At 75.8% G+C, this 18,157-nt stretch carries 18 protein-coding genes and 2 pseudogenes; 7 read left to right on the top strand and 13 right to left on the bottom strand.

Going from position 1 to position 18,157, the window contains the following annotated elements:
- Positions 1 to 47: 47 nt before the first annotated feature.
- The 3 genes from ACIRS1_RS29970 to ACIRS1_RS29960 all read right to left on the bottom strand — a co-directional run bounded on the left by ACIRS1_RS29970 (position 48) and on the right by ACIRS1_RS29960 (position 4,716).
- A complete protein-coding gene (locus tag ACIRS1_RS29970) occupies positions 48 to 3,065 on the bottom strand; it encodes a hypothetical protein (RefSeq protein WP_402845159.1) in 3,018 nt (1,005 codons plus the stop codon).
- A 186-nt stretch (positions 3,066 to 3,251) separates the two neighbouring features.
- Positions 3,252 to 3,914, bottom strand: a complete 663-nt coding sequence (locus tag ACIRS1_RS29965) for a TMEM175 family protein (protein WP_402845157.1) — start codon at positions 3,912 to 3,914, stop codon at positions 3,252 to 3,254.
- A 136-nt stretch (positions 3,915 to 4,050) separates the two neighbouring features.
- Positions 4,051 to 4,716 carry a TetR/AcrR family transcriptional regulator gene (locus ACIRS1_RS29960; RefSeq protein WP_402845155.1) on the bottom strand — a complete coding sequence of 222 codons (666 nt, stop codon included), beginning with the start codon at positions 4,714 to 4,716 and terminating at the stop codon, positions 4,051 to 4,053.
- A 107-nt stretch (positions 4,717 to 4,823) separates the two neighbouring features.
- On the opposite strand from ACIRS1_RS29960, the gene ACIRS1_RS29955 reads away from it, so the two are divergent.
- Positions 4,824 to 6,374 (top strand): MFS transporter, encoded by a 1,551-nt coding sequence (locus tag ACIRS1_RS29955; RefSeq protein ID WP_402845153.1) that lies wholly within the window; start codon positions 4,824 to 4,826, stop codon positions 6,372 to 6,374.
- Positions 6,375 to 6,451: 77 nt separating this feature from the next.
- Here the strand turns inward: ACIRS1_RS29955 and ACIRS1_RS29950 are convergent, their stop codons facing one another.
- Positions 6,452 to 6,937 carry a DUF427 domain-containing protein gene (locus ACIRS1_RS29950; RefSeq protein WP_402845152.1) on the bottom strand — a complete coding sequence of 162 codons (486 nt, stop codon included), beginning with the start codon at positions 6,935 to 6,937 and terminating at the stop codon, positions 6,452 to 6,454.
- 242 nt (positions 6,938 to 7,179) lie between these two features.
- Between ACIRS1_RS29950 and ACIRS1_RS29945 the strand changes: the two genes are divergently transcribed.
- The 3 genes from ACIRS1_RS29945 to ACIRS1_RS29935 all read left to right on the top strand — a co-directional run bounded on the left by ACIRS1_RS29945 (position 7,180) and on the right by ACIRS1_RS29935 (position 10,126).
- A complete protein-coding gene (locus tag ACIRS1_RS29945; RefSeq protein WP_402845151.1) occupies positions 7,180 to 8,724 on the top strand; it encodes a cryptochrome/photolyase family protein in 1,545 nt (514 codons plus the stop codon).
- A 115-nt stretch (positions 8,725 to 8,839) separates the two neighbouring features.
- Positions 8,840 to 9,400 carry a hemerythrin domain-containing protein gene (locus tag ACIRS1_RS29940; protein ID WP_402845149.1) on the top strand — a complete coding sequence of 187 codons (561 nt, stop codon included), beginning with the start codon at positions 8,840 to 8,842 and terminating at the stop codon, positions 9,398 to 9,400.
- A gap of 81 nt (positions 9,401 to 9,481) precedes the next feature.
- Positions 9,482 to 10,126 (top strand): HAD-IIIA family hydrolase, encoded by a 645-nt coding sequence (locus tag ACIRS1_RS29935; RefSeq protein ID WP_402845147.1) that lies wholly within the window; start codon positions 9,482 to 9,484, stop codon positions 10,124 to 10,126.
- Between the two features lie 40 nt (positions 10,127 to 10,166).
- Here ACIRS1_RS29935 and ACIRS1_RS29930 read toward each other — a convergent pair whose 3' ends face one another.
- The 3 genes from ACIRS1_RS29930 to ACIRS1_RS29920 form a co-directional block, all read right to left on the bottom strand.
- The gene (locus tag ACIRS1_RS29930; RefSeq protein ID WP_402845145.1) at positions 10,167 to 10,892 is read right to left on the bottom strand and encodes a GAF and ANTAR domain-containing protein; all 726 of its coding nucleotides are present in this window, start codon (positions 10,890 to 10,892) and stop codon (positions 10,167 to 10,169) included.
- Between the two features lie 77 nt (positions 10,893 to 10,969).
- Positions 10,970 to 11,113, bottom strand: a complete 144-nt coding sequence (locus tag ACIRS1_RS29925; protein WP_402845143.1) for a hypothetical protein — start codon at positions 11,111 to 11,113, stop codon at positions 10,970 to 10,972.
- Positions 11,110 to 11,697, bottom strand: coding sequence for a GAF domain-containing protein (locus tag ACIRS1_RS29920; RefSeq protein WP_402845141.1), 588 nt, complete (start codon positions 11,695 to 11,697; stop codon positions 11,110 to 11,112). Before ACIRS1_RS29920 ends, ACIRS1_RS29925 begins: the two co-directional genes overlap by 4 nt.
- A 240-nt stretch (positions 11,698 to 11,937) precedes the next feature.
- On the opposite strand from ACIRS1_RS29920, the gene ACIRS1_RS29915 reads away from it, so the two are divergent.
- The 3 genes from ACIRS1_RS29915 to ACIRS1_RS29905 all read left to right on the top strand — a co-directional run bounded on the left by ACIRS1_RS29915 (position 11,938) and on the right by ACIRS1_RS29905 (position 13,870).
- Positions 11,938 to 12,825, top strand: a complete 888-nt coding sequence (locus tag ACIRS1_RS29915) for a Rieske 2Fe-2S domain-containing protein (RefSeq protein WP_402845139.1) — start codon at positions 11,938 to 11,940, stop codon at positions 12,823 to 12,825.
- 78 nt (positions 12,826 to 12,903) lie between these two features.
- A complete protein-coding gene (locus ACIRS1_RS29910) occupies positions 12,904 to 13,560 on the top strand; it encodes a HemK2/MTQ2 family protein methyltransferase (RefSeq protein WP_402845138.1) in 657 nt (218 codons plus the stop codon).
- A complete protein-coding gene (locus ACIRS1_RS29905; RefSeq protein WP_402845136.1) occupies positions 13,544 to 13,870 on the top strand; it encodes a CDGSH iron-sulfur domain-containing protein in 327 nt (108 codons plus the stop codon). Before ACIRS1_RS29910 ends, ACIRS1_RS29905 begins: the two co-directional genes overlap by 17 nt.
- Here ACIRS1_RS29905 and ACIRS1_RS29900 read toward each other — a convergent pair.
- From ACIRS1_RS29900 to ACIRS1_RS29875, 6 genes and pseudogenes are all read right to left on the bottom strand, one after another.
- Entirely contained in the window at positions 13,799 to 14,839 is a 1,041-nt protein-coding gene (locus tag ACIRS1_RS29900) for an iron-containing redox enzyme family protein (RefSeq protein WP_402845134.1), read from the bottom strand. The genes ACIRS1_RS29905 and ACIRS1_RS29900 overlap by 72 nt on opposite strands.
- Entirely contained in the window at positions 14,836 to 15,183 is a 348-nt protein-coding gene (locus ACIRS1_RS29895; protein WP_402845132.1) for a hypothetical protein, read from the bottom strand. The genes ACIRS1_RS29900 and ACIRS1_RS29895 overlap by 4 nt, the downstream gene beginning before the upstream one ends.
- Before the next feature lie 75 nt (positions 15,184 to 15,258).
- Complete coding sequence (locus ACIRS1_RS29890; protein WP_402845277.1) at positions 15,259 to 16,677, bottom strand: PP2C family protein-serine/threonine phosphatase; 1,419 nt, start codon at positions 16,675 to 16,677, stop codon at positions 15,259 to 15,261.
- A gap of 174 nt (positions 16,678 to 16,851) precedes the next feature.
- Positions 16,852 to 17,253, bottom strand: a pseudogene (locus ACIRS1_RS29885) (GAF domain-containing protein); the annotation flags it as partial.
- Positions 17,254 to 17,444: 191 nt separating this feature from the next.
- Positions 17,445 to 17,576 (bottom strand): annotated as a pseudogene (locus tag ACIRS1_RS29880) (ANTAR domain-containing protein); the annotation flags it as partial.
- Positions 17,577 to 17,676: 100 nt separating this feature from the next.
- Complete coding sequence (locus tag ACIRS1_RS29875; RefSeq protein WP_402845130.1) at positions 17,677 to 18,000, bottom strand: STAS domain-containing protein; 324 nt, start codon at positions 17,998 to 18,000, stop codon at positions 17,677 to 17,679.
- Between the last annotated feature and the right edge of the window lie 157 nt (positions 18,001 to 18,157).

The following is an 18,157-nucleotide window of genomic DNA, read 5'->3' as shown; positions in this document are numbered from 1 at the left end:
CCCGATCGCCGTGCGGCGGTCGGGAGGGCGCCCGGTGGGACGTGCCGTCAGCCCCAGTTGCCGACCAGCGGGACGTCACCCGCGTTGCCGAACTTCTTGCTGTAGATCACCAGGTCCGAGTTCTCCGCGGCGCCGTAGAAGCCCTGGTCGCCGGGCCGGTAGACGCCGATGGTCTCCTTGCCGGTGCCGTCCCAGTCGCCCTTGACCGGGATGTCACCGGGGTTGCCGAACTTGATGCCCGGTCGCACGTGCTCCGTCTGGTTGGAGTCGTTCAGGTAGAAGACCTGGGTGTCCGGGTCGTAGACGCCGACGGTGGTGGTGCCGTTGCCGTCCCAGTCGCCGACCAGCGGCTTCCAGCCCGCGTTGCCCAGCGGGATGCGGTACTTGACGGTGGAGTTGTCGTCGGAGAGGTAGAAGGTCTGGTCGCCGGGCCGGTAGACGCCGACGGTGGTCCGCCCCTGCCCGCTCCAGTCGCCGACCAGGGGGATGTCACCGGGGACGCCGAACGGGAAGGTGGCGGCCACGGTGACGTTGTCGTTCGACAGCTGGAAGGTCGAGGTCTCGGGGTGGTAGACGCCGATGGTGTCGGTGCCCGGGCCGTTCCAGTGGCCGGTCAGCGGGACGGCGTTCCCGCCGCCGCCGAAGACCGTCCGGCCGGTGAACCAGCCGTTGTGGGCGGCCTCGCCGAAGCTGGCGTCCGCCTTGCGGTACACGCCCACCGAGGCGGGCGCCGGCCTGGGCGTCGCGTTCACCACGGCCCTGCCGATCCGCTGCTGCGCGGCGACGGTCAGCGGCACCTTGGTCGGCTGGTCGGGGCCGAGCCAACGGAAGTTCTGCAGGTAGACCACGCGCGGGTCCTGCGCGGCGATCGCGCGGTACTCGGCGTTGAACGCCGCGACGTCGGCGTCGGTCCGGTTCGGGTAGCAGTTGTCGGCGATGCGGTCCTCGTTGGTGGACTCCGGGAAGAGCATCAGGTGCTGGTCCGGCGAGGAGAGGAAGGTCTTCAGGTTCGCCAGCCGCGGCTGGATCTCGCCCCGGCCCACGCAGTAGTAGTCGAACCCGACGATGTCGACGGCGGACGGGATCGGTGCGGTCTGCTCGGCGTTCCAGTGGTCGAGGCTCATGATCAGCATCTTGTCCGGGAACGCGGCCTTGATCTGCGCGGCCTGCGTCTGGACCTGCGCGGGGCTCAGCCCGTGCGAGTAGGCCTCGTCGCTGAGGTTGACGGCGGCGATCTTGTCGATGTTCGGCCCGATGCGCTTCACCAGGTCGAGCAGGTTCTGCGCGGCGTCCGGGTTCGGGTCGAAGCTCCAGGAACCGCCCGAGCGCGGGAGCACCGTCTCCTGGTTGAGGTCGATCACGCAGGAGGACGGCAGGCACTGGTCCAGGAAGTCCAGGCGGGGGTCCCGGTCGCGCAGGTAGGTGTTGAAGTTGGTCCACGACGCCACCTCCGGCGCGTGGTTGACGCCGAGGTTCGGCTCGTTCGGGTCCCGGATGTCGAAGTACCCGTAGTAGCCCAGCCCGCCCAGCATGGAGACCCGCAGGTCGTCCACGGTGGTGACCTGTCCGGCCGCCGAGTGGTGGGCGCCGAGCGAGACGTAGCCGTCGCGGGGCAACTGGGCGGCGGTGCGGCCGGAGAAGACCGTCGCGCCGTTGACCGTCACGGTCGCCCGCTGCTTGTCGCCGGTCGCCAGCGCGACCGACACCTCGTAGGAGCCCGCCGGCGGGACGGCCGGCAGGGCGGTCGGCGCGCCGCCCTGGAGGAGCGTCAGCCCGCCGTCGGCCTGGACGCGCAGGCCGAGCGCGACGTCCTCGGCGTCCACGGCACCCGTGCCGCCCGAGGCGTTGCTGACGGCGAGGGAGGCCCAGTCCTGGCCGGAGGTGCTGCCGACCACGGGCGTCAGGACGGCGTGCACCGTGTAGGCGCCGGTCGGGACGTCCGAGGTGGCCGGCTTGTTCAGGCGGACGGCCGCGGTGCCGTTGGGGAAGGACAGCACGTTCGGGTTGGCCGGGCTGTTGACCTGCACCGAGCCCGCCGGCGGGGTGAGGGCCAGGCCCCGGACGCCCGAGACGGCGGTGTAGTCGGCGGAGATCAGGCTCGGCTGGCGGGCGCTGAGGTCCTGGTTGAGCCCGGAGTCGGCGGTGGCGTTGGGCGCGCCGTCGAAGGTGTCGACCAGCGGCTTGGCGCTGCGGATCGCGCCGGTGTCCACCCTGCTGACGTTCAGGCCGTGGCCGGCGCCGTCGCCGAAGGTGGTGACGCGGTCCTCGGTGGAGAGGTAGGCGCCGAGGTAGAGGAACTCGCTGCCCGGCCAGCGGGTCACCCCGGCCGGCGCGGAGACGGTGAACGGGGTGCCGTTCACCGTCAGGGTGAGGGCGCGGTCGGCCCCGGTGGAGACGGCGAGGGAGACGGCGTACTGCGCCGTGGGCGCCACCCTGCCGGTCCAGAACGGGGTCTCGCCGCCGTGGAAGAGGGCGAGCTCGCCGCCCGAGGTGACGGTCAGGCCGAGGTCGACGTCGCCGCCGGTGACGTAGCCGGTGCTGCGGTGGCTGCGGCTCAGCACGATCGAGCCCCAGTCCTTGCCGACGGTGTCACCGACGACCGGATCGATCACCGTCGAGACGGTGTAGTGGCCGGTGGCGTCCGCGACGGCCGGCGCGCCGAGCATGACCGCGGAGACGCCCTTGGCGAACAGCAGCTTGTTCGGGTGGTTCGGGTGGCTGGTCTGGACGAACCACTGGGCGGGTGCGGCGGTGGTGTCCCACCGGCCGGAGACCCGGGTGTAGGAGATCCCGTGCTGCCCGGCCGGGGGCGACTGCCGGGCGTCGATCCCGACGTTCAGCCCGTACATCGGGTCGGTGTCCTGGGCCGGGTCCAGCTGGAAGGTGTCCGCGAAGGCGCGGGTGGAACCGAGGTCCGCCGGCACCGGTCCGGACCCGTCACCGACCGGTGCGCCGGCCGGTGCGGCGGCCGCCGTGGTGGGGGCGAGGCCTGCGGGCAGCAGCGCCAGCGCGAGCGCCGAGGCGCCGGCCAGCAGTCCGCGGCCCAGGCGTTGAGTGAGTATCACCGAGTCTTCGTCTCCCGGTCGTCGAATCGGCGGCGCGGGCGTGCGCCGCCGAAGGGAGCGGACACGGCAATGCCCGAGCAGCTCAACGGTCTTCCCCCCGGATCGCGATCATAGGGGGTGGATACGAACGGCCGTGCGGGGTGTCGGACGCGGCGGTCCGCCGCGGGGCTCGGGAGGACCGGGCCGTCACGCGCTCGCGGCGCGGGCGGGGGCGAGCTGGTCGAAGCAGTAGTAGACGGCCAGGGCGGCGTGGGTCGCGAGCATCGCGACGGGGCTGACGTAGGCGAGCCCGATGGTGGCGGCGTAGCAGAGGCCGCCGGTGCCGAAGCGGCGCAGCGCGGCCCGGAGGGCCTGCGGCGGGATGGGGTGGTGCAGGGTGCGGGCGTCCCGCGTGAAGGCGAGGAAGAGCAGGGAGAACGCGACACCCATGGCGAGCATGGTGGCCGCGTAGAGGGCGGCGGCGGTGTGGGCGTCGTCGTGACCGGCCGTCAGGTACGCCGAGAGCATCCGCGTCGGGTACGGGATGACGGAGACGGTCAGCAGCAGGAAGAGGTTGGCGAACAGGGTGCGGCGGTCGACCCGGTCGGCGAGGACGCACATGCCGTGGTGGTTGATCCAGATGATGCCGATCACCAGGAAGCTGACCAGGTAGGCGAAGTAGGCCGGCCACTGGTAGGCGAGCGCGGCGACCAGCGACTCGCCGTGGAGCGTGTCGGGCTCCGGGACGCGGAGGTCCAGGACGAGCAGGGTGATCGCGATCGCGAAGACGCCGTCACTGAAGGCCTCCAGGCGGGAGGTGCTGAAGCCCTCCGGCTGCCGTGCGGCCGTGCTGTCGGTGGCGTCGGTCATGCGGGCTCCACGGTCTCCGGGGCGGGGTCTCGGGACGGTCCGGCGGGCAGGCGGCGCACCCGTGGATGCCGGCCGGCCCCGGGTCCCGGGTCCCGGGTCCCGGGTGGAGTGTACGGCCCGCGGCCGGAGCCCGCGGTCAGAGCCCGCGGGCGACGGTGGCGAGGACGGTGTCGGCCGCCAGGCGGCGTTCGTCCTCGGGCAGGTCGCGCAGGGGGCCGTCGACGAGCAGGGCGGAGAGGCCGTGGACGGCGGACCAGGCCGCGTAGTGCGCGCCGGGGCGGCGTTCCGCCGGGACGGCGCCGACCGCGACCAGCTCGTCGAGCTGACGGCCGAGCAGGACGTACGGGTCGGTGGTGTCGGCCCCGGCCCCGGCTTCGGCTCCGGCTCCGGCCCCGGAGGGCGGGTCGGAGCGTCCGTCAGCCTTGGAAGCGGCACCGGGGTGGGCGGTGGCGCCGGAGAAGGCCGTGCGGAACCAGCCGTTTTCGGTGGTGGCGAAGTCGATGTACGCGCGCCCGATGGCCTCCAGCCTGGACCAGGCCCGCTGGACCGGGTCGGTCTCCCGGACCTCGGCGGTGCGCCGGAGCATCAGTCGGCCGAGCTCGGTCATGCAGCCGGCCGCGACGGCGGCCAGGAGGTCCTCCCGGTCGGCGAAGTGCCGGTAGGCCGCGTTGTGGGAGACGCCGACCCGCCGGCCGACGGCGCGCAGGACGACGGCCGAGGGTCCGCCCGTCCGGGCCAGGGCGACACCCGCCTCGACCATCGCCTCGCGCAGCGCCCCGTGGTGGTATGCCCGCTTTTCCACTTTTCCGACTCCTTTCCGCCGATATGTTGACAGTGTCCACCGCGAGTGCCACGGTGGCAAGGAGAGCATGTTCCCGATGTCAACATGCACGGCGGATGGAGTCCCCGATGCCCGCCTCCCCCGCGCGACGGCCGCTGCTCGTCCTGGCCACGGTCTGCCTCGCCGCCTTCGCGATCAACCTCGACACGACCATCGTCAACGTCGCCCTGCCCGACCTGAGCCGGCAGCTCGGCGCCGGCACCCGCGACCTCCAGTGGGTCGTCGACGGCTACAACCTCGCCTTCGCCACCCTGGTCCTCACCGCCGGCTCGCTCGGCGACCGCTTCGGCCGGCGCCCCGCGCTGCTGCTCGGACTGGCCGGGTTCGCCGTCACCAGCGTGCTGGGCAGCGCCGCCGGATCCCCGGGCCCGCTGATCGCGGCGCGCTTCGCGATGGGCGCCTGCGCCGCGGTGATCTTCCCGACCACCCTGTCGATCATCACCAACACCTTCCCCGACCGCCGCTCGCGCGCGAAGGCCGTCGGCGTCTGGGGAGCCGTCACCGGCCTCGGCGTCGCGGTCGGGCCCGTCGTCGGCGGCCTGCTGCTGGCGCACTTCTCCTGGCCGTCGGTCTTCCTCGCCCTGGTTCCCGTCGCCCTGCTGGCACTGGTCGCGGCCTGGCGGTGGGTCCCGGAGTCGAACGACCCCGCCTCGGCCCGCCTCGACCCGGCCGGTCTCGCGGCCTCCTCGGCCGCCATCGGCGTCCTGGTCTACACGCTCATCGAGGCGCCGGACCGCGGGTGGAGCGCCCCGGCCAGCATCGCCGGCTTCGCCGCCGCGATCGCGCTGACCGCGGTCTTCGTCCGGATCGAACGCGGTCGCGCCCACCCGATGATCGACCTGACCCTGTTCCGCACCCCGGCCTTCTCCGCCGCGAGCGGATCCGTCACCGTCGCCTTCTTCGCCCTCTTCGGCTTCATCTTCCTGGTCACCCAGTACTTCCAGTTCATCCGCGGCTACGGCACCCTCTCCACCGGCGTACGGATCCTTCCCGTCGCCCTCACCATCGCCCTGGGCTCGATCGGCGGCGTCGCCCTCGTCGGCAGGCTCGGCACCAGGGCCGTGGTGACCACCGGACTGGTACTGCTGGGCACGTCCTTCGCCTGGATCTCCACCTCGTCGGCCTTCACGGGCTACCCGCAGGTCGTCGGGCAGATGGTGCTCATCGGCCTCGGACTGGGCCTCACCACCGCGCCGGCGACCGAGTCGATCCTCAGCGTCCTCCCGCCGGCGAAGGCCGGCGTCGGCTCCGCGGTCAACGACGCGACCCGCGAGGCCGGCGGCACCCTCGGCGTCGCCGTCCTCGGCTCGGTCTTCACCTCGCTCTACGCGAGCCACCTCACGACGACCGCCTTCGCCGCACTGCCGCCGCGGGTGGCCGCCGACGCCGGGCACTCGGTGGCCTCCGCCCTGGGCACCGCGGCGGCCGCCGGCCCGACGGAGCGCGGGCAGCTGCTGGACGCGGTACGGGCCGCGTTCATGGACGGGTTCCACGTGGCCTGCCTGGTCGCCGCCGGTGTGTGCCTGCTCGGCGCGGTCGCGGCCCGCCTCGCCCTCCCCGGCCGCGCTCCGCTGCACCCGGTGGTACCGGTCCAACCCGTCCCCGCCCACCACGGGTAGCCGACGCGCACGGTGCACACGTCGGACGCGCGTCCGGAGCCGCAGCGGCTCCGGGGCGCGCGCGCCGTACCCTCGCGTCACCAGCCCGCGGTGCCCGCGCCGCCCTTGAACGGGCCGGTGATCTCGCTGGTGATCCAGCCGCCGTAGAAGTCCCCCTCCTGGGCCAGCACGGCCTCCCCGTCGACGGTGCAGTCGTCCACGCGGCCCGGGTAGAACGCCAGGAAGTCGCGCAGCGCCCGGTAGCCGGGCAGCGGGTCCGGGTAGCTCCAGGCAGCCGAGGGCGCCAGCCGGGTCCCCACCCGCAGGTCCCAGTACCGGGCGCGCCCCTTCCACTCGCACACGCTGGCTCCCCGGCCCTCCGTCAGCAGGCCGGTCGCCACGTCGGCGGGCGGCAGGTAGTACACCGGCGGGTGACTGGTCTCCAGCACCCGCAGCGCCCGGCTGCTGGACGCGACCAGCATCCCGGCGAACCGGACCTCGACCAGGCGCCCGGGCACCGGCTCGACGGCCGGCGGGCGCGGGTACTCCCACACGGACTCGGTGCTCCGCCCTGCCGCCGCCATGCCACCCGTTCCCTTCCTGCGCTGCCCCCACCCACCGTCCACCCTGCCGCGGTCGCACCGGCGGGAGCCACTCGCAGCGTTCGCGCAGCGTCCGAGGACAACGCCGCACGGACGCTGCGCGAACGCTGCGAGTCGGCACCGGACCGGCCGGGAGCCGATGCTCTGACCGGCAGCGAACACGGACCCGACGAGGAAGCGGGGTCACCCATGGAACCGCAGGACGCCGTACCCGGACGGCCCGCGTGAGCGCCCCGCGACCGCACTGGGTCTTCGGCGACCAGCTCGGCCCGCACTTCCTCGCCCCGGCCGCGGGCGGGACGGGCGAGGACGGCACCGGCGAGGACGGCCCGGACCGGGACGCGCCGGTCCTCATGATCGAGGCCCGCTCCGTGCTGCGACGCCGGCGCTTCCACCGGGCCAAGGCCCACCTGGTGCTGTCCGCGATGCGCCACGCCGCCGAGGCTCTGGGAGACCGGGTGCACTACGTGCAGGCGGAGACCTACCGGGAGGGCCTGGCCAGGGCGGCCGGCCGGCGCCGCCTCACCGTGTGCCATCCCACCTCCCGAGCCGCCCTCGGCCTGGTGCACGGCCTGCCCCGGGTCACCGTGCTGCCGCCGCGGGGCTTCCTCGTCCCGTTCGCCGACTTCCGCCGCTGGGCGGGCGAGCCCGGGGAGCGACGCCTGCTGCTGGAGGACTTCTACCACCGCGTGCGGCGCGCCGAGCACCTGCTGCTGGAGCCCGACGGCACCCCGGCCGGGGGCCGCTGGAACCTCGACCGGGACAACCGGGAACCGCCGCCCAGGGGCGCGTCCACGCTCCCGCTGCCACCACCGTTCGAGCCGCAGGAGGACGAGATCGACGCCCGGGTGCGGGCCGACCTGGACCGCTGGGAGCGCGCCGGCGAGGTCGCCTTCGTCGGCCGGGACGGTCCGCGCCGCTTCGCCGCCACCCGCGCGGAGGCCGAGCAGGCCCTCGCGCACTTCGTCTCCCACCGCCTCGCCGACTTCGGCCGGTTCGAGGACGCCATGCTCCACGCCGACCCGTGGATGGCGCACAGCGCGCTGTCCGTCCCGCTCAACCTCGGCCTCCTCGACCCCGGCGAGTGCGTGCGCGCCGCGGAGGAGGCGTACCGGGCCGGGCGGGTGCCGCTCAACAGCGCCGAGGGCTTCGTGCGCCAGATCGCCGGCTGGCGCGAGTACGTGTGGCAGCTGTACTGGCACTTCGGGGAGGGCTACCGCGACGCCAACCGCCTCGGCCACCACGAACCGCTGCCCGCCTGGTTCCGCGACCTCGACGCCGGGGCGGTCACCGCCCGCTGCCTGGCCCGCGTCCTCACCGAGGTCCGCGACCACGGCTGGGTGCACCACATCCCCCGGCTGATGGTGCTCGGCAACTGGGCCCTGCAGCACGGGTGGGACCCTCGCGAGCTCACCGACTGGTTCCACCGCTGCTTCGTCGACGGCTACGACTGGGTGATGGCCGCCAACGTCATCGGCATGTCCCAGTACGCCGACGGCGGTCTCGTCACCACCAAGCCGTACGCCGCCGGCGGCGCCTACCTCAACCGGATGAGCGACCACTGCCGGCCGTGCCGCTACCGCCCCACCGAGCGGCTCGGCGACCGCGCCTGCCCGTTCACCACCGGCTACTGGGCCTTCGTCCACCGCCACCGGGACCTGCTCGCCGCCAACCACCGCACCGCCCGGGCCGTCTCCGGACTGCGCCGCCTGGACGGCCTGCCCGACGTCCTCGCCGCCGAACGCACCCGCGGCCAGTCCCCGCCGTGATCCGTGGGCCGGTCCCCGCCCTGACCCGAACCGCCCCGGACGATTGACCCGGGCGCGGAACGGGCAGCCGCCCCGTCCACCGGTCCCCCCACTTTCCAGCCGGACGGAGACCACCATGGACGGCGCGGACGGATTCCCGGGCAGGCTGCACACCGAACACCGGGCCATCGAGGCCCTCCTGCGGAGGCTGGACGGCGAGCGCGACCGCGGCGCTCCCGCCCCCGACGAGGACCTGCACCTGCTCGACGCGCTCCGGCGGGTGCTGGAGCCGCACCTGGCCGCCGAGGACGCCCACCTCTACCCGCTGGTCCGACGCTGTCTGCCGTCCGGTGCCGCGCTCGCCGACGCCGCGGCGACCAGTCACGCGACGATCCGCCGGCTGCTGGAGCGGGCGACGGACGGGCTGCTGCCCGCCGCCGGGCGGCGGCGGGCAGCAGCCTCGCTGTCGACCGTCCTCCGCACCCACCTGCGGGGCGAGGAGGAACGGCTCTTCCCGGCGCTGCGCGCCCGCGCCGCGCCGCGCGACCTGCGGCGGTGCGGCCGCGGACTGAGCGACGGCCGCCGGGCGGGGCCGGACGCGCCCGTGTGGGGCCTGCCGCCCGGCACCGGGGCGATCGCCGCCGTCCGGGACCACCTCACCGGCCACGACACGTCCGAGCGGGGGCACTCCCCCTGATCCGGGCCGCCCGTAACCGGGTCCCGGCAGCCCGCCCGCGCCGGCCGTTTGGCACTCCGCCCGGCGGCAACCCGCAGGAGTATGGCGTACCTCGGAGAACCCGTACCGACCGTTCCGCAGCCCCGTCTCCCGAGCGAGCCCGCGGACGGGCAGGGGCCGTGGCTGTTCACCCGCCCCGGCCCGGCCCCGGCCGACGGGCCGGTGGGCGCCGTGCTGTTCGGCCGGGACGGCACCCTCCTGCAGGACGTCGTCCGCAACGGCGACCCGGCGATGGTCCACCCGATGGCGGGGATCAGGGCCGCACTCACCGCCCTGCGCGGGGCCGGCTACGCCCTCGGCGTGCTGAGCAACCAACCGGGCGTGGCCGCTGGCCTGCTCGGGCGGGGCCAGGTCGAGGCCGTCCAGACCCGGGCCGAGGCACTGCTGGGCCCCTTCGACGTCTGGGCGGTGTGCCCGCACGGCCCGCACGCGGGCTGCGCCTGCCGGATGCCCTCCCCGGGCCTGGTGACGGCCGCCTCCCGGGCGCTCGGTCTGCCACCGGCCCGCGTCACGGTGATCGGCTGCAGCGATGCGGTGGTGGTCGCCGCGCTCGCGGCCGGTGCGCACGCGATCCGGGTCCCCGAAGCGCCTCGGCGGCCCGCCGTGCCGTGCCCGCCCTGCACCCTGACCGTCTGCCGGTCCGCCGACGGCCCCGAGCAGGCGGCGGAACTGCTGCTGCAGCGCTGACCCCGGGACCCACGCGGGCCGACGCGGCCGGAACAGACCGTCAGCCCGCCAGCACGACGGCCGGGTCCAGCAGGCCGCCCACCACCGCGCGGGCCATGTCGGCGAGGCCGGTGCCGTCGCGCCGGGCGTGCGAGCGGAGCAGCTCGAAGGCAGTGTCCATGTCCAGTCCGCCGGCCTCCGCGAGCACGCCCTTGGCCCGCTCGACGGCGGTGCGGTCGACCAGGGCGACGCTGATCTCCTCGGTCGCGGTCTGCTCCCGCCCGTAGCGGCGCTGGAGGAGGGCGAGCACGGCGAGGTCGGCGAGGGGCTGCACGACGTCCGGGCCGCCCCGACCGTCCCGGCCGTACTCGCCGGGCTCGGTGCCGGGGCGGTCGCCGAAGACGTTCAGCGCACCCACCGTCTGCCCGTCGAGGCGCAACGGCACCGCGCGCACCGAGCGGAAGCCGAGGGCGACCGCCTGCGGGACGAACCGGGGCCAGCGGCCCCGGGCGCGGTCGAGGTCGGGTTCGACGACCGTCTCACCGCTGCGGTGACAGTCCAGGCAGGGGCCCTCGTCGGCGGCGATCTGCAGCGCCTCCAGCCTACGCACGCGGTCGCTGGAGTAGGCGATGTCGCGCAGTCTGCCGTGCCGGTCGGCGACGACCAGGCCGGCGCCCGCGGCCCCGCTCAGCGCCGTGCAGACCTCGGTGACCCGGTGCAGGAACTCGACGGTGTCGTAGCCCTGCCCGGTCAGCGTCCCGGTGAGCCCGGCGAACGCCTCGTTCACGCGGGCCTCGCTCGTCGTGACCGACTTCCTTTCCCTCCCAAGCCAGGCTACGCCCGCGTCCTGCCGCCGGTCATCCGTCATCGGTCCTCCTCCGTGAACCGCAGCCGCCTCCGCACCACGTCGTGCGCGACCCCGTCGATGTCCCGGCCGTGCGCGAACGCGTGCCCGCGCAGGCGGTCCAGTGCCTCCTCGGCGGAGACCTTCAGCTGCACCATGATCATGCCGACCGCCTGGTCCACCTCGACCCCGTCGAGCGGCGGATCGTCGAGCCAGGGCTGCACCGGCGAGCCGTCGGGCGCCGCCACGAAGGAGCCGACGATGGCGAGGTCACGCTGGTCGCGGCGACCTGGATGTCGGCGATCTCCGCCATGCCCGGGGCCCCTGGTGCGGCCCGGTAGAGGCTCAGCACGCCGATGCTGGCGGAGCCCAGGTGCAACGGGGCGGCGTAGGCGCCGCGTAGCCCTCGGATCCCCGCGGCCGCGGCGGCGAGGTCGGCCACCAGTACCGGCCAACGGACCTCCGCGGGCGACAGGAGGTCGGACACCACCACCGGGCGCCGACCGCGGAAGGCGTCCACCCCCGGGCCCTCGCCGAGGCTGAACTGCCGCTCCTCCAGGAGGCGGGCCCGGTCGTCACTGGCCCAGATCCCGGCGCGGTGGCCGGTGTCGGCCATCAGGGTGATCGCGGCGGAGTCCACGGCCAGGGCCTCGACGCAGGCGGCGCAGAGCCGCTCCGGCACCGACGGCCGGCCCGGTCCGTTGACGGCCTCGGCCATGATCTGCGCGATGCGCGTCAGATCGGCCATCTCCGCGTCTCGTTCTTCTGTCGCCCATCCGCCGCCCTCGGGGCTGCGGCCGACGTCACGGTGGCCACGCCTCCTCACCGCGGCATGATCACCGCAGCATAGGGGCCCCGGGCCCGGGCGGCCGCGCCGTGACGGCCCACGTGCCGCACCGGCCCGTATGTCGCTGCGCGTCTACCCGGATCGACCCGGCACACACGCCGCACCGGGTTTGGCGGCACCGAGTCCGGCTAACCGCCCGGTATGGACACCACACCTCTGCACACCCGACGGTGGTCCCGACGGCTGCGCGGCGCGCTGGACGCACCGGAACACTGGGAGATCCTCGACGTCCCGGCCCGGCCGCTCGCCCAGGCGGTCGAGGCGCTGCCGCTCGGACCGTACCGGGACGCCCTGCACGGCGTCTGGCTCGGCCACCCGCTGCACCCCGTGCTGATCCAGCTGCCGATCGGCTTCTGGTCCTCGGCCGCCGTCCTGGACTTCGTGCCGCACGGGCACCGGCCCGCGGACGCCTTCGTCGCGCTCGGTCTGCTGACCGCCGGGCCGGCCGCCCTGGCGGGCTGGGTGGACTGGTCCCGGCTCGACCCACCGCGCCGGCGCACCGGCCTGGTGCACGCCCTGAGCAACACCACCGGGGTGCTGCTGTACGCCGGTTCGATGCTGGCCCGCTGCCGCGGGCGGCGCGGCCGCGGCCGGCTGCTCGCCCTGGCCGGGCTGACCGCGCTGTCGGTCGGCGGCGCCCTGGGCGGGCACCTGGCGTACCGCCAGGCCGCGGGCCCGGACCGGGCCGCCGCGGTGCCCGGGCTGGCCCCGGCGGACTGGACCGGCCTCGGCCCCGTCGACGACTTCCCGCCCGGCCGGCCCGTGCAGCGGACGGTGGGCGAGCTCGGCGTGGTCGTCGTGCGCGACGGCGGGGACTTCCACGTGCTCGCGGGGCGCTGCTCCCACCTGTCCGGCCCGCTCGCCGAGGGCACCGTCGCCGACGGCTGCCTGCGCTGCCCCTGGCACGGCAGCGAGTTCCGGCTGCGCGACGGCGAGGTGGTGCGCGGCCCGGCGACCGCGCCGCAGCCGGTGCTGGAGACCCGGGTGCTCTCGGGGCACCTGGAGGTGCGCCGGTCCGGCACCGGCTGAGCGCCGGGTGGGGGAACGGTCAGGCTGCGGGGCCGGTGCGACGGGTGTGAAGCGCGCCCGCCCGGGCAGCCGCCCGGCATGTTGCTGATCACACCACCGGGCGTCTATCCGCCCCAGGGGGACACCGAACTCCTCGCCCACTGCGTGCGCCGGGAGCCGCTGGACGGCTCCAGCCGGGTGCTCGACCTGTGCACCGGGACGGGCGCCGTCGCGCTCGCGGCCGCGCGCCGCGGGGCCCGGGTCACCGCGGTGGACGTCTCCACCCGGGCCGTGGCCACCGCCTGGTGCAACACCCGGCTGCATTACCGCAGGGTCCGGGTGCACCGGGGCGACCTGCTCGCCCCGGTGGCCGGGCAGCGCTTCGACCTCGTCACCGCCAACCCGCCCTACGTCCCGGCGGGCCCCGGCCGGGACGGTCCCGGCCGGGGCGCCGCCCTCGCCTGGGACGCCGGACCGTACGGCCGGCTGGTGCTGGACCGGATCTGCCGGACGGCCCCGCGGGTACTGACCCGCGGCGGCGTCCTGCTGCTCGTCCAGTCCGCGCTGGCCGACGTCCCGGCGACCCTCGCGGTGCTGCGCGCGGCCGGGCTGCGGGCCGACGTGGCGGCCCGGCGGTGGCAGCCCTTCGGGCCGGTGATGACGGCCCGGGCCGGGTTGTTCGAGCGGCTCGGGCTGATCGGGCCGGGCGAACGCGAGGAGGAGCTGGTGGTGGTGCGCGGTGTCCGCGGGTACTGACCGGGAAGCCGTCCGGGTGGTCGTGGTCCCGGGCGGCCCGCTGCTGGTCGAGGGGCCGGTGGAGGTGGTCCTGCCGGACGGCACCGTCCGGGTCTCGGAGCGGCCGGTGGTGGCGCTGTGCGCCTGCCGGCGCAGCCGGACCTACCCGTTCTGCGACACCAGCCACCGGCGGCACCGCCGCCCGGACCGCGACCCGGCGGCGGACGGCGGCGGTGGCGGTGGCGGTGGCGGTGGCGGTTCAGTCGCGGGCGGCGGCCGGGCCGGGCAGGGTGGCCGGGTCGGGCAGGTCGGGCAGGTCGGGCAGGGGTGAACGCAGCGACGACCGCCCGGACCGCCAGCACCCGAGCAGGTGCTCCGCGAAGCGGCCGTCCACGACCTCCGCGGCCGCGATGCCGAACGCGACGTCCTGCGCCGTCTCCGGCTCGGCGGACACCAGTTCCGCGATGACGCCACGGCGCACCAGCTGCTCGTGGACGGCGTCCGCCTCGACGTGCTCCCGGTAGAACAGCGTGCCGTCCGGGCCGCCGCCCAGCCGGTCCAGCGCGGCGGCCAGCCGGGCGGCGCCGGGCGAGGAGGTGATCTCGATGGCGGCGAACTGCCCCACCGCCGCTCCGCGCAGAGCCCGGTGCAGACCGAACAGCGTCATCAGGTTGACCACCGCCAGCGAGGACGCGGGGACGAGGTCCAGGTAGTGCCGGTAGGCCGGGTCCAGCCCAAAGGCCGCCATCATGCGGGCGAACAGCAGCGCATGGGCCCGCTCGGGGCGCCCTGCACCGTACTCGTCGAAGGTGATCGCCAGCAGCACCGCCTGCGCCGGGCCGTGGATCCTCGGCAGCAGCCACAGCTGCGGGTCGGCCTCCTTGAGGTGGTAGAGCGACCGGTGCACCAGGTACTCCCGGGCCTGGGTGCGGTCGCCCACGGCCAGCAGGTGGTGCGAGGGGCCGGTACCTCCGGCGGGCTCCAGCAGCAGCCGTTCCAGAGCCTCCGGCAGTGGCGGTACGGGCTCCGCCGCGGCGCGCACCGCCGCGAGGAAGGGGCGTTCCAACGCCCGCCTCAGCGTCAGGAGTTCGGGCTCCCACTCCCACCCGGGGTGGACGCCCGGCAGGCCGCGGTCGTGGAGTTCGTAGCAGAGGAAGAGCGCGAGCTGGTGGTCCTCGCCCCAGGGGTCGTCGAACGGCCCGGGCGGGGCGAGCAGCCGCCCGGCGCCGGGCGGCCCGGCGGTCACCAGGCCGAGCACCGCCGCCGACAGCGGACCGCGCGGGCGCAGCGGGCCGCTCATCGCCCGCTCCCCGGGCCCGCCGCTCCATCGACCCGGCCCCCGGCTCCGGTGCCCCGGCCCTCGGCGCAGGCGCAGAGCACGGCGAAGGCGATCGCGAGGGTCAGCGCCCAGCAGCCGGTGAAGGCCCAGAGCACGGGTGCCGCCGAGGTCCGCAGGCCCGCGGTCAGCAGGCCCAGCGACAGCAGGACGAGCCCGAGGACGGTCCGCGGCCGCACGCCCCGCATCATGTCCCAGGCCCGGCTGCGCAGTCCGAGGCCGAACCCGCGCAGCCGCGCGTCGAGGGCGCGGTCCCGGCGCAGTTCCCGTTCGATCCCGAGCAGCACGTCCCGCTCCTGTGCGTTCACCCTGTCCTCCTCGTACGGCCGTCCCCCGGCGCGTCCCCCCGGGTCCTGCGGGCGGGTGCCCCGGAATCGCGGGAACTAACGCCCCTGGAGCCACGACCGCCCCGGGAGGCGGGCGGCCAGCAGGCAGCTGTCGTCGGCGGGGTTGGGGCCGCCGAGCCGGGCGGCGACGTGGGCCAGGCACTTCGCGAGGTCGGTCCGGTCGCACTCGGCGGCGGCGCGCAGCAGCCGGTCCGGCCGTCCGTTGCCCGTGTCCCGGCGGTTCAGCAGGCCGTCGGTCCACAGCAGGACGGTGTCGCCGGACCGCAGGGGCAGCTCGGTGTCCGGGTACCGGCTCTCGGGCAAAGCACCGAGCACGGTGCCGGTGGGACCCTCCGCCAGAGCGGCGTCGGCGTCCCGGATCACGGCGGGCGGGCTGTGACCGGCCGCGCTCCAGACGAGTGTCCGGGCGGCCGGGTCGACGAGGCCGCACAGCACGCTGGCGATCCGGTGGCCGCCCTGGTGGCAGAGCATCGCGTTGAGCCGGCCGAGCATGCCGCCCGGCCCGTCCCCGGTGTAGCAGAGACCGCGCAGCGCGTGCCGCAGCTCGGCCATGGCGACGGCGGCCGGCAGGCCGTGGCCGTTGACGTCCCCGACCGCGAGCAGCACCCGCCCGTCGGGCAGGCCGGCCACGTCGTACCAGTCACCACCGATCCGCGGGCGGTCCCCGGCGGGCAGGTAGCGGCCCGCGTGGTCGACGGCGGCGGGCGGCTCCGAACCGGCGGGAGGGGCCATCAGCGCGTTCTGCAGCGCGCGGGTCGTCCGGTGCTGGGCGGCCGACCGGCGCCGCTGCTCGGCGAGCCGGGCGCGCACGCCCGTGAGCGCCTGCTCCGTCCGGTGCCACTGGGTGACGTCCTGCAGCACGCCCCGCACGGCGCGCGGGCGGCCGTCGGCGGGATCGGAGGCCGCCTCGGCGGTCACCCGCAGGGTGCGCACGGGGCCGCCGACGGGCCCGGCGTCGAACTCCAGGGCCCCGGTCCGCCGGCCGGCGAGCAGGCGTCGCGCGAGCAGGCGGACCGCCGAGCGGTCGGCCGGGTTCACCCGCGCCAGCACCTCGGCAGGCGTGGCCGGGTCGGTGCGGCCGGGGTCGAGGCCGAGTAGGTGCCGGGCCTCCTCGGACAGGTCGATCCCCGGCGAGCCGGCCGACCAGGCGAAGCAGCCGAGACCCGCCAGCCGCTGCGCCCCGCCGGGACCCGCCGCGTGCTCCGCGGCGCCCTCGCGGGGCCGCCAGGTGAGCAGCACTCCGTCCAGGAAGGGCGCCGCCCGCAGGGCGGTCGGCGCGGCGCTGCCCGTCAGGCCCTCGACCCGCCCCTCGTAACCGACACCCGTCGCGGCGGTGTCCAGGATCCGGCCGAAGGCGCCCGCGGTGACCAGCCCGGGGTGCAGCTCGCTGAGGCGCCGCCCGACCAGCCGGCCCGTCGCGGCCTCCCGGCCGGCCGCGGCGTTGGCGAACCCCACGCGCAGGTCTCCGACCGCACCGCCGGTGACGCCCTCGCGGACGGCGGAGAGCACCAGGACGGGCTCGAACACGGCGTCCAGCACGGCCCGGAACCAGTACTCGCCGCCCGGGACGACCAGGTCCGGCTCGCCACCGTCCGTGGCCGTCACCCGCACCAGGTGCTCCGCCACCAGCCCGGCCAGCGCGTCCACGTAGCGGGCGGCCGCGCGGGCCCGGCGGAGCGGCTCCCGCCAGCCGAGGCTCATCGCCCCGACGGTCCGGTCCCCGCGCGTCAGCGGCACGGCGCAGACCGTGCGTCCGGGCACGATCCGCCCGCGCACGGTCCCGTCCGCCCCGGGCGGCCGCCCGCCGCCCTCCTCGGCGCCGGACTCCCAGACCGGGCCGCCGCCGTGGGCCGCCGTGACGAGGGGCGCGCCGGTCTCCGGCGGGATCCGCCGCCACTGGCTGACCCGGCGCGCCTCGACCCCGTGGCTGCCGGCCAGGGCGAGCGCGCCGTCCGGCTCCAGCAGGCCCAGCACCACCGCGACGACGCCGAGCGGCCCCAGGGCCACCTCGTGCACCAGCCGGGCCAGTTCCTCGGGGGTGTCCGCCCGGCCGAGGCCGCCAGGTGGTAGCGGGCGGCGAGGCCGGGCACCGGGGTCAGCGGCCCGGGCCCGGGTGGGACCGCGGCGGGCGCCCGTGGCCGGGCGGCGACCGGGTCGGAGCCGGGGGCCGGGGCGTCCCCGCCGAGGTCCGCGATCGGTGCGGCCAGGCCCACCAGGGCGGCGGCGATGTCCACCAGCCGCCGGTTGGAGTCCTGGGACAGCTGCACCAGGTGGCCGAAGGCCTCGTCGGGGGTGCAGCCGAGCCGCTCGGTGAGCATCCCCTTGGCCTGCTCGATGACGCCGCGGGTGCGCATCGCCCGGCGCAGCCCGTCGGCCTCGGCGCGCAGCCGCTCGACGGCCTCCCACAGCACCGCGCCGTCGTCGGGCCGGGCCGCTGCGCCGGGGTCGCGGTGCTCAGGCACAGGCCGCCGCCACGTCCGGGTAGGTGCGCAGCAGCGCCGAGACGCCGCTGAGCTCGATGACGTCCTGCACCCTGGGGCCGACGCAGGCGAGTCGGATCGCACCGTCGTCCTCCCGTGCGCGCCGGGCGGCGGCGATGAGGACCCCGAGTCCGGTCGAGTCGACGAAGGGCACGGAGGCGAGGTCGATCACCACCCTGGTCGCGCCGTCGGCGACGAGGGCGTCGAGGAGCAGGCGCACCTCCTGCGCCGTGTAGTCGTCGAGGTCCCCGCTGAGCGGGACCACCGTCCAGCCGTCGACCTCCGGGAAGTCCTTCATCCGGACCGACCGTCCTCAGTTCCCGGCCGCATCCGGCCGCTTCTCGGCCCCCGCCCTCCAGGCTAGATGAATGATGCGAAGGGTTAGTGGTCGTAGGCGGTCAGCGAGCGCATGACGGGCTGACCAGTGTGGTCGTTGTGCCAGATTGCGCAGGTCA

Origin of the sequence: Kitasatospora sp. NPDC101176 (assembly GCF_044768035.1) — a bacterium.
In the GTDB taxonomy this organism is placed as follows: Bacteria; Actinomycetota; Actinomycetes; order Streptomycetales; family Streptomycetaceae; genus Kitasatospora.
The sequence above is the reverse complement of the archived record's forward strand: the minus strand, read 5'-3'. Positions and strand labels throughout refer to the sequence as shown.

Coding starts and splice junctions, on each gene's coding strand:
- ACIRS1_RS29965 (WP_402845157.1), bottom strand. CDS start 3,914: ATGACCGACGCCACCGACAGCACGGCCGCACGGCAGCCGGAGGGCTTC.
- ACIRS1_RS29955 (WP_402845153.1), top strand. CDS start 4,824: ATGCCCGCCTCCCCCGCGCGACGGCCGCTGCTCGTCCTGGCCACGGTC.
- ACIRS1_RS29950 (WP_402845152.1), bottom strand. CDS start 6,937: ATGGCGGCGGCAGGGCGGAGCACCGAGTCCGTGTGGGAGTACCCGCGC.
- ACIRS1_RS29940 (WP_402845149.1), top strand. CDS start 8,840: ATGGACGGCGCGGACGGATTCCCGGGCAGGCTGCACACCGAACACCGG.
- ACIRS1_RS29935 (WP_402845147.1), top strand. CDS start 9,482: ATGGCGTACCTCGGAGAACCCGTACCGACCGTTCCGCAGCCCCGTCTC.
- ACIRS1_RS29925 (WP_402845143.1), bottom strand. CDS start 11,113: ATGATCATGGTGCAGCTGAAGGTCTCCGCCGAGGAGGCACTGGACCGC.
- ACIRS1_RS29920 (WP_402845141.1), bottom strand. CDS start 11,697: ATGGCCGATCTGACGCGCATCGCGCAGATCATGGCCGAGGCCGTCAAC.
- ACIRS1_RS29915 (WP_402845139.1), top strand. CDS start 11,938: ATGGACACCACACCTCTGCACACCCGACGGTGGTCCCGACGGCTGCGC.
- ACIRS1_RS29910 (WP_402845138.1), top strand. CDS start 12,904: ATGTTGCTGATCACACCACCGGGCGTCTATCCGCCCCAGGGGGACACC.
- ACIRS1_RS29900 (WP_402845134.1), bottom strand. CDS start 14,839: ATGAGCGGCCCGCTGCGCCCGCGCGGTCCGCTGTCGGCGGCGGTGCTC.
- ACIRS1_RS29875 (WP_402845130.1), bottom strand. CDS start 18,000: ATGAAGGACTTCCCGGAGGTCGACGGCTGGACGGTGGTCCCGCTCAGC.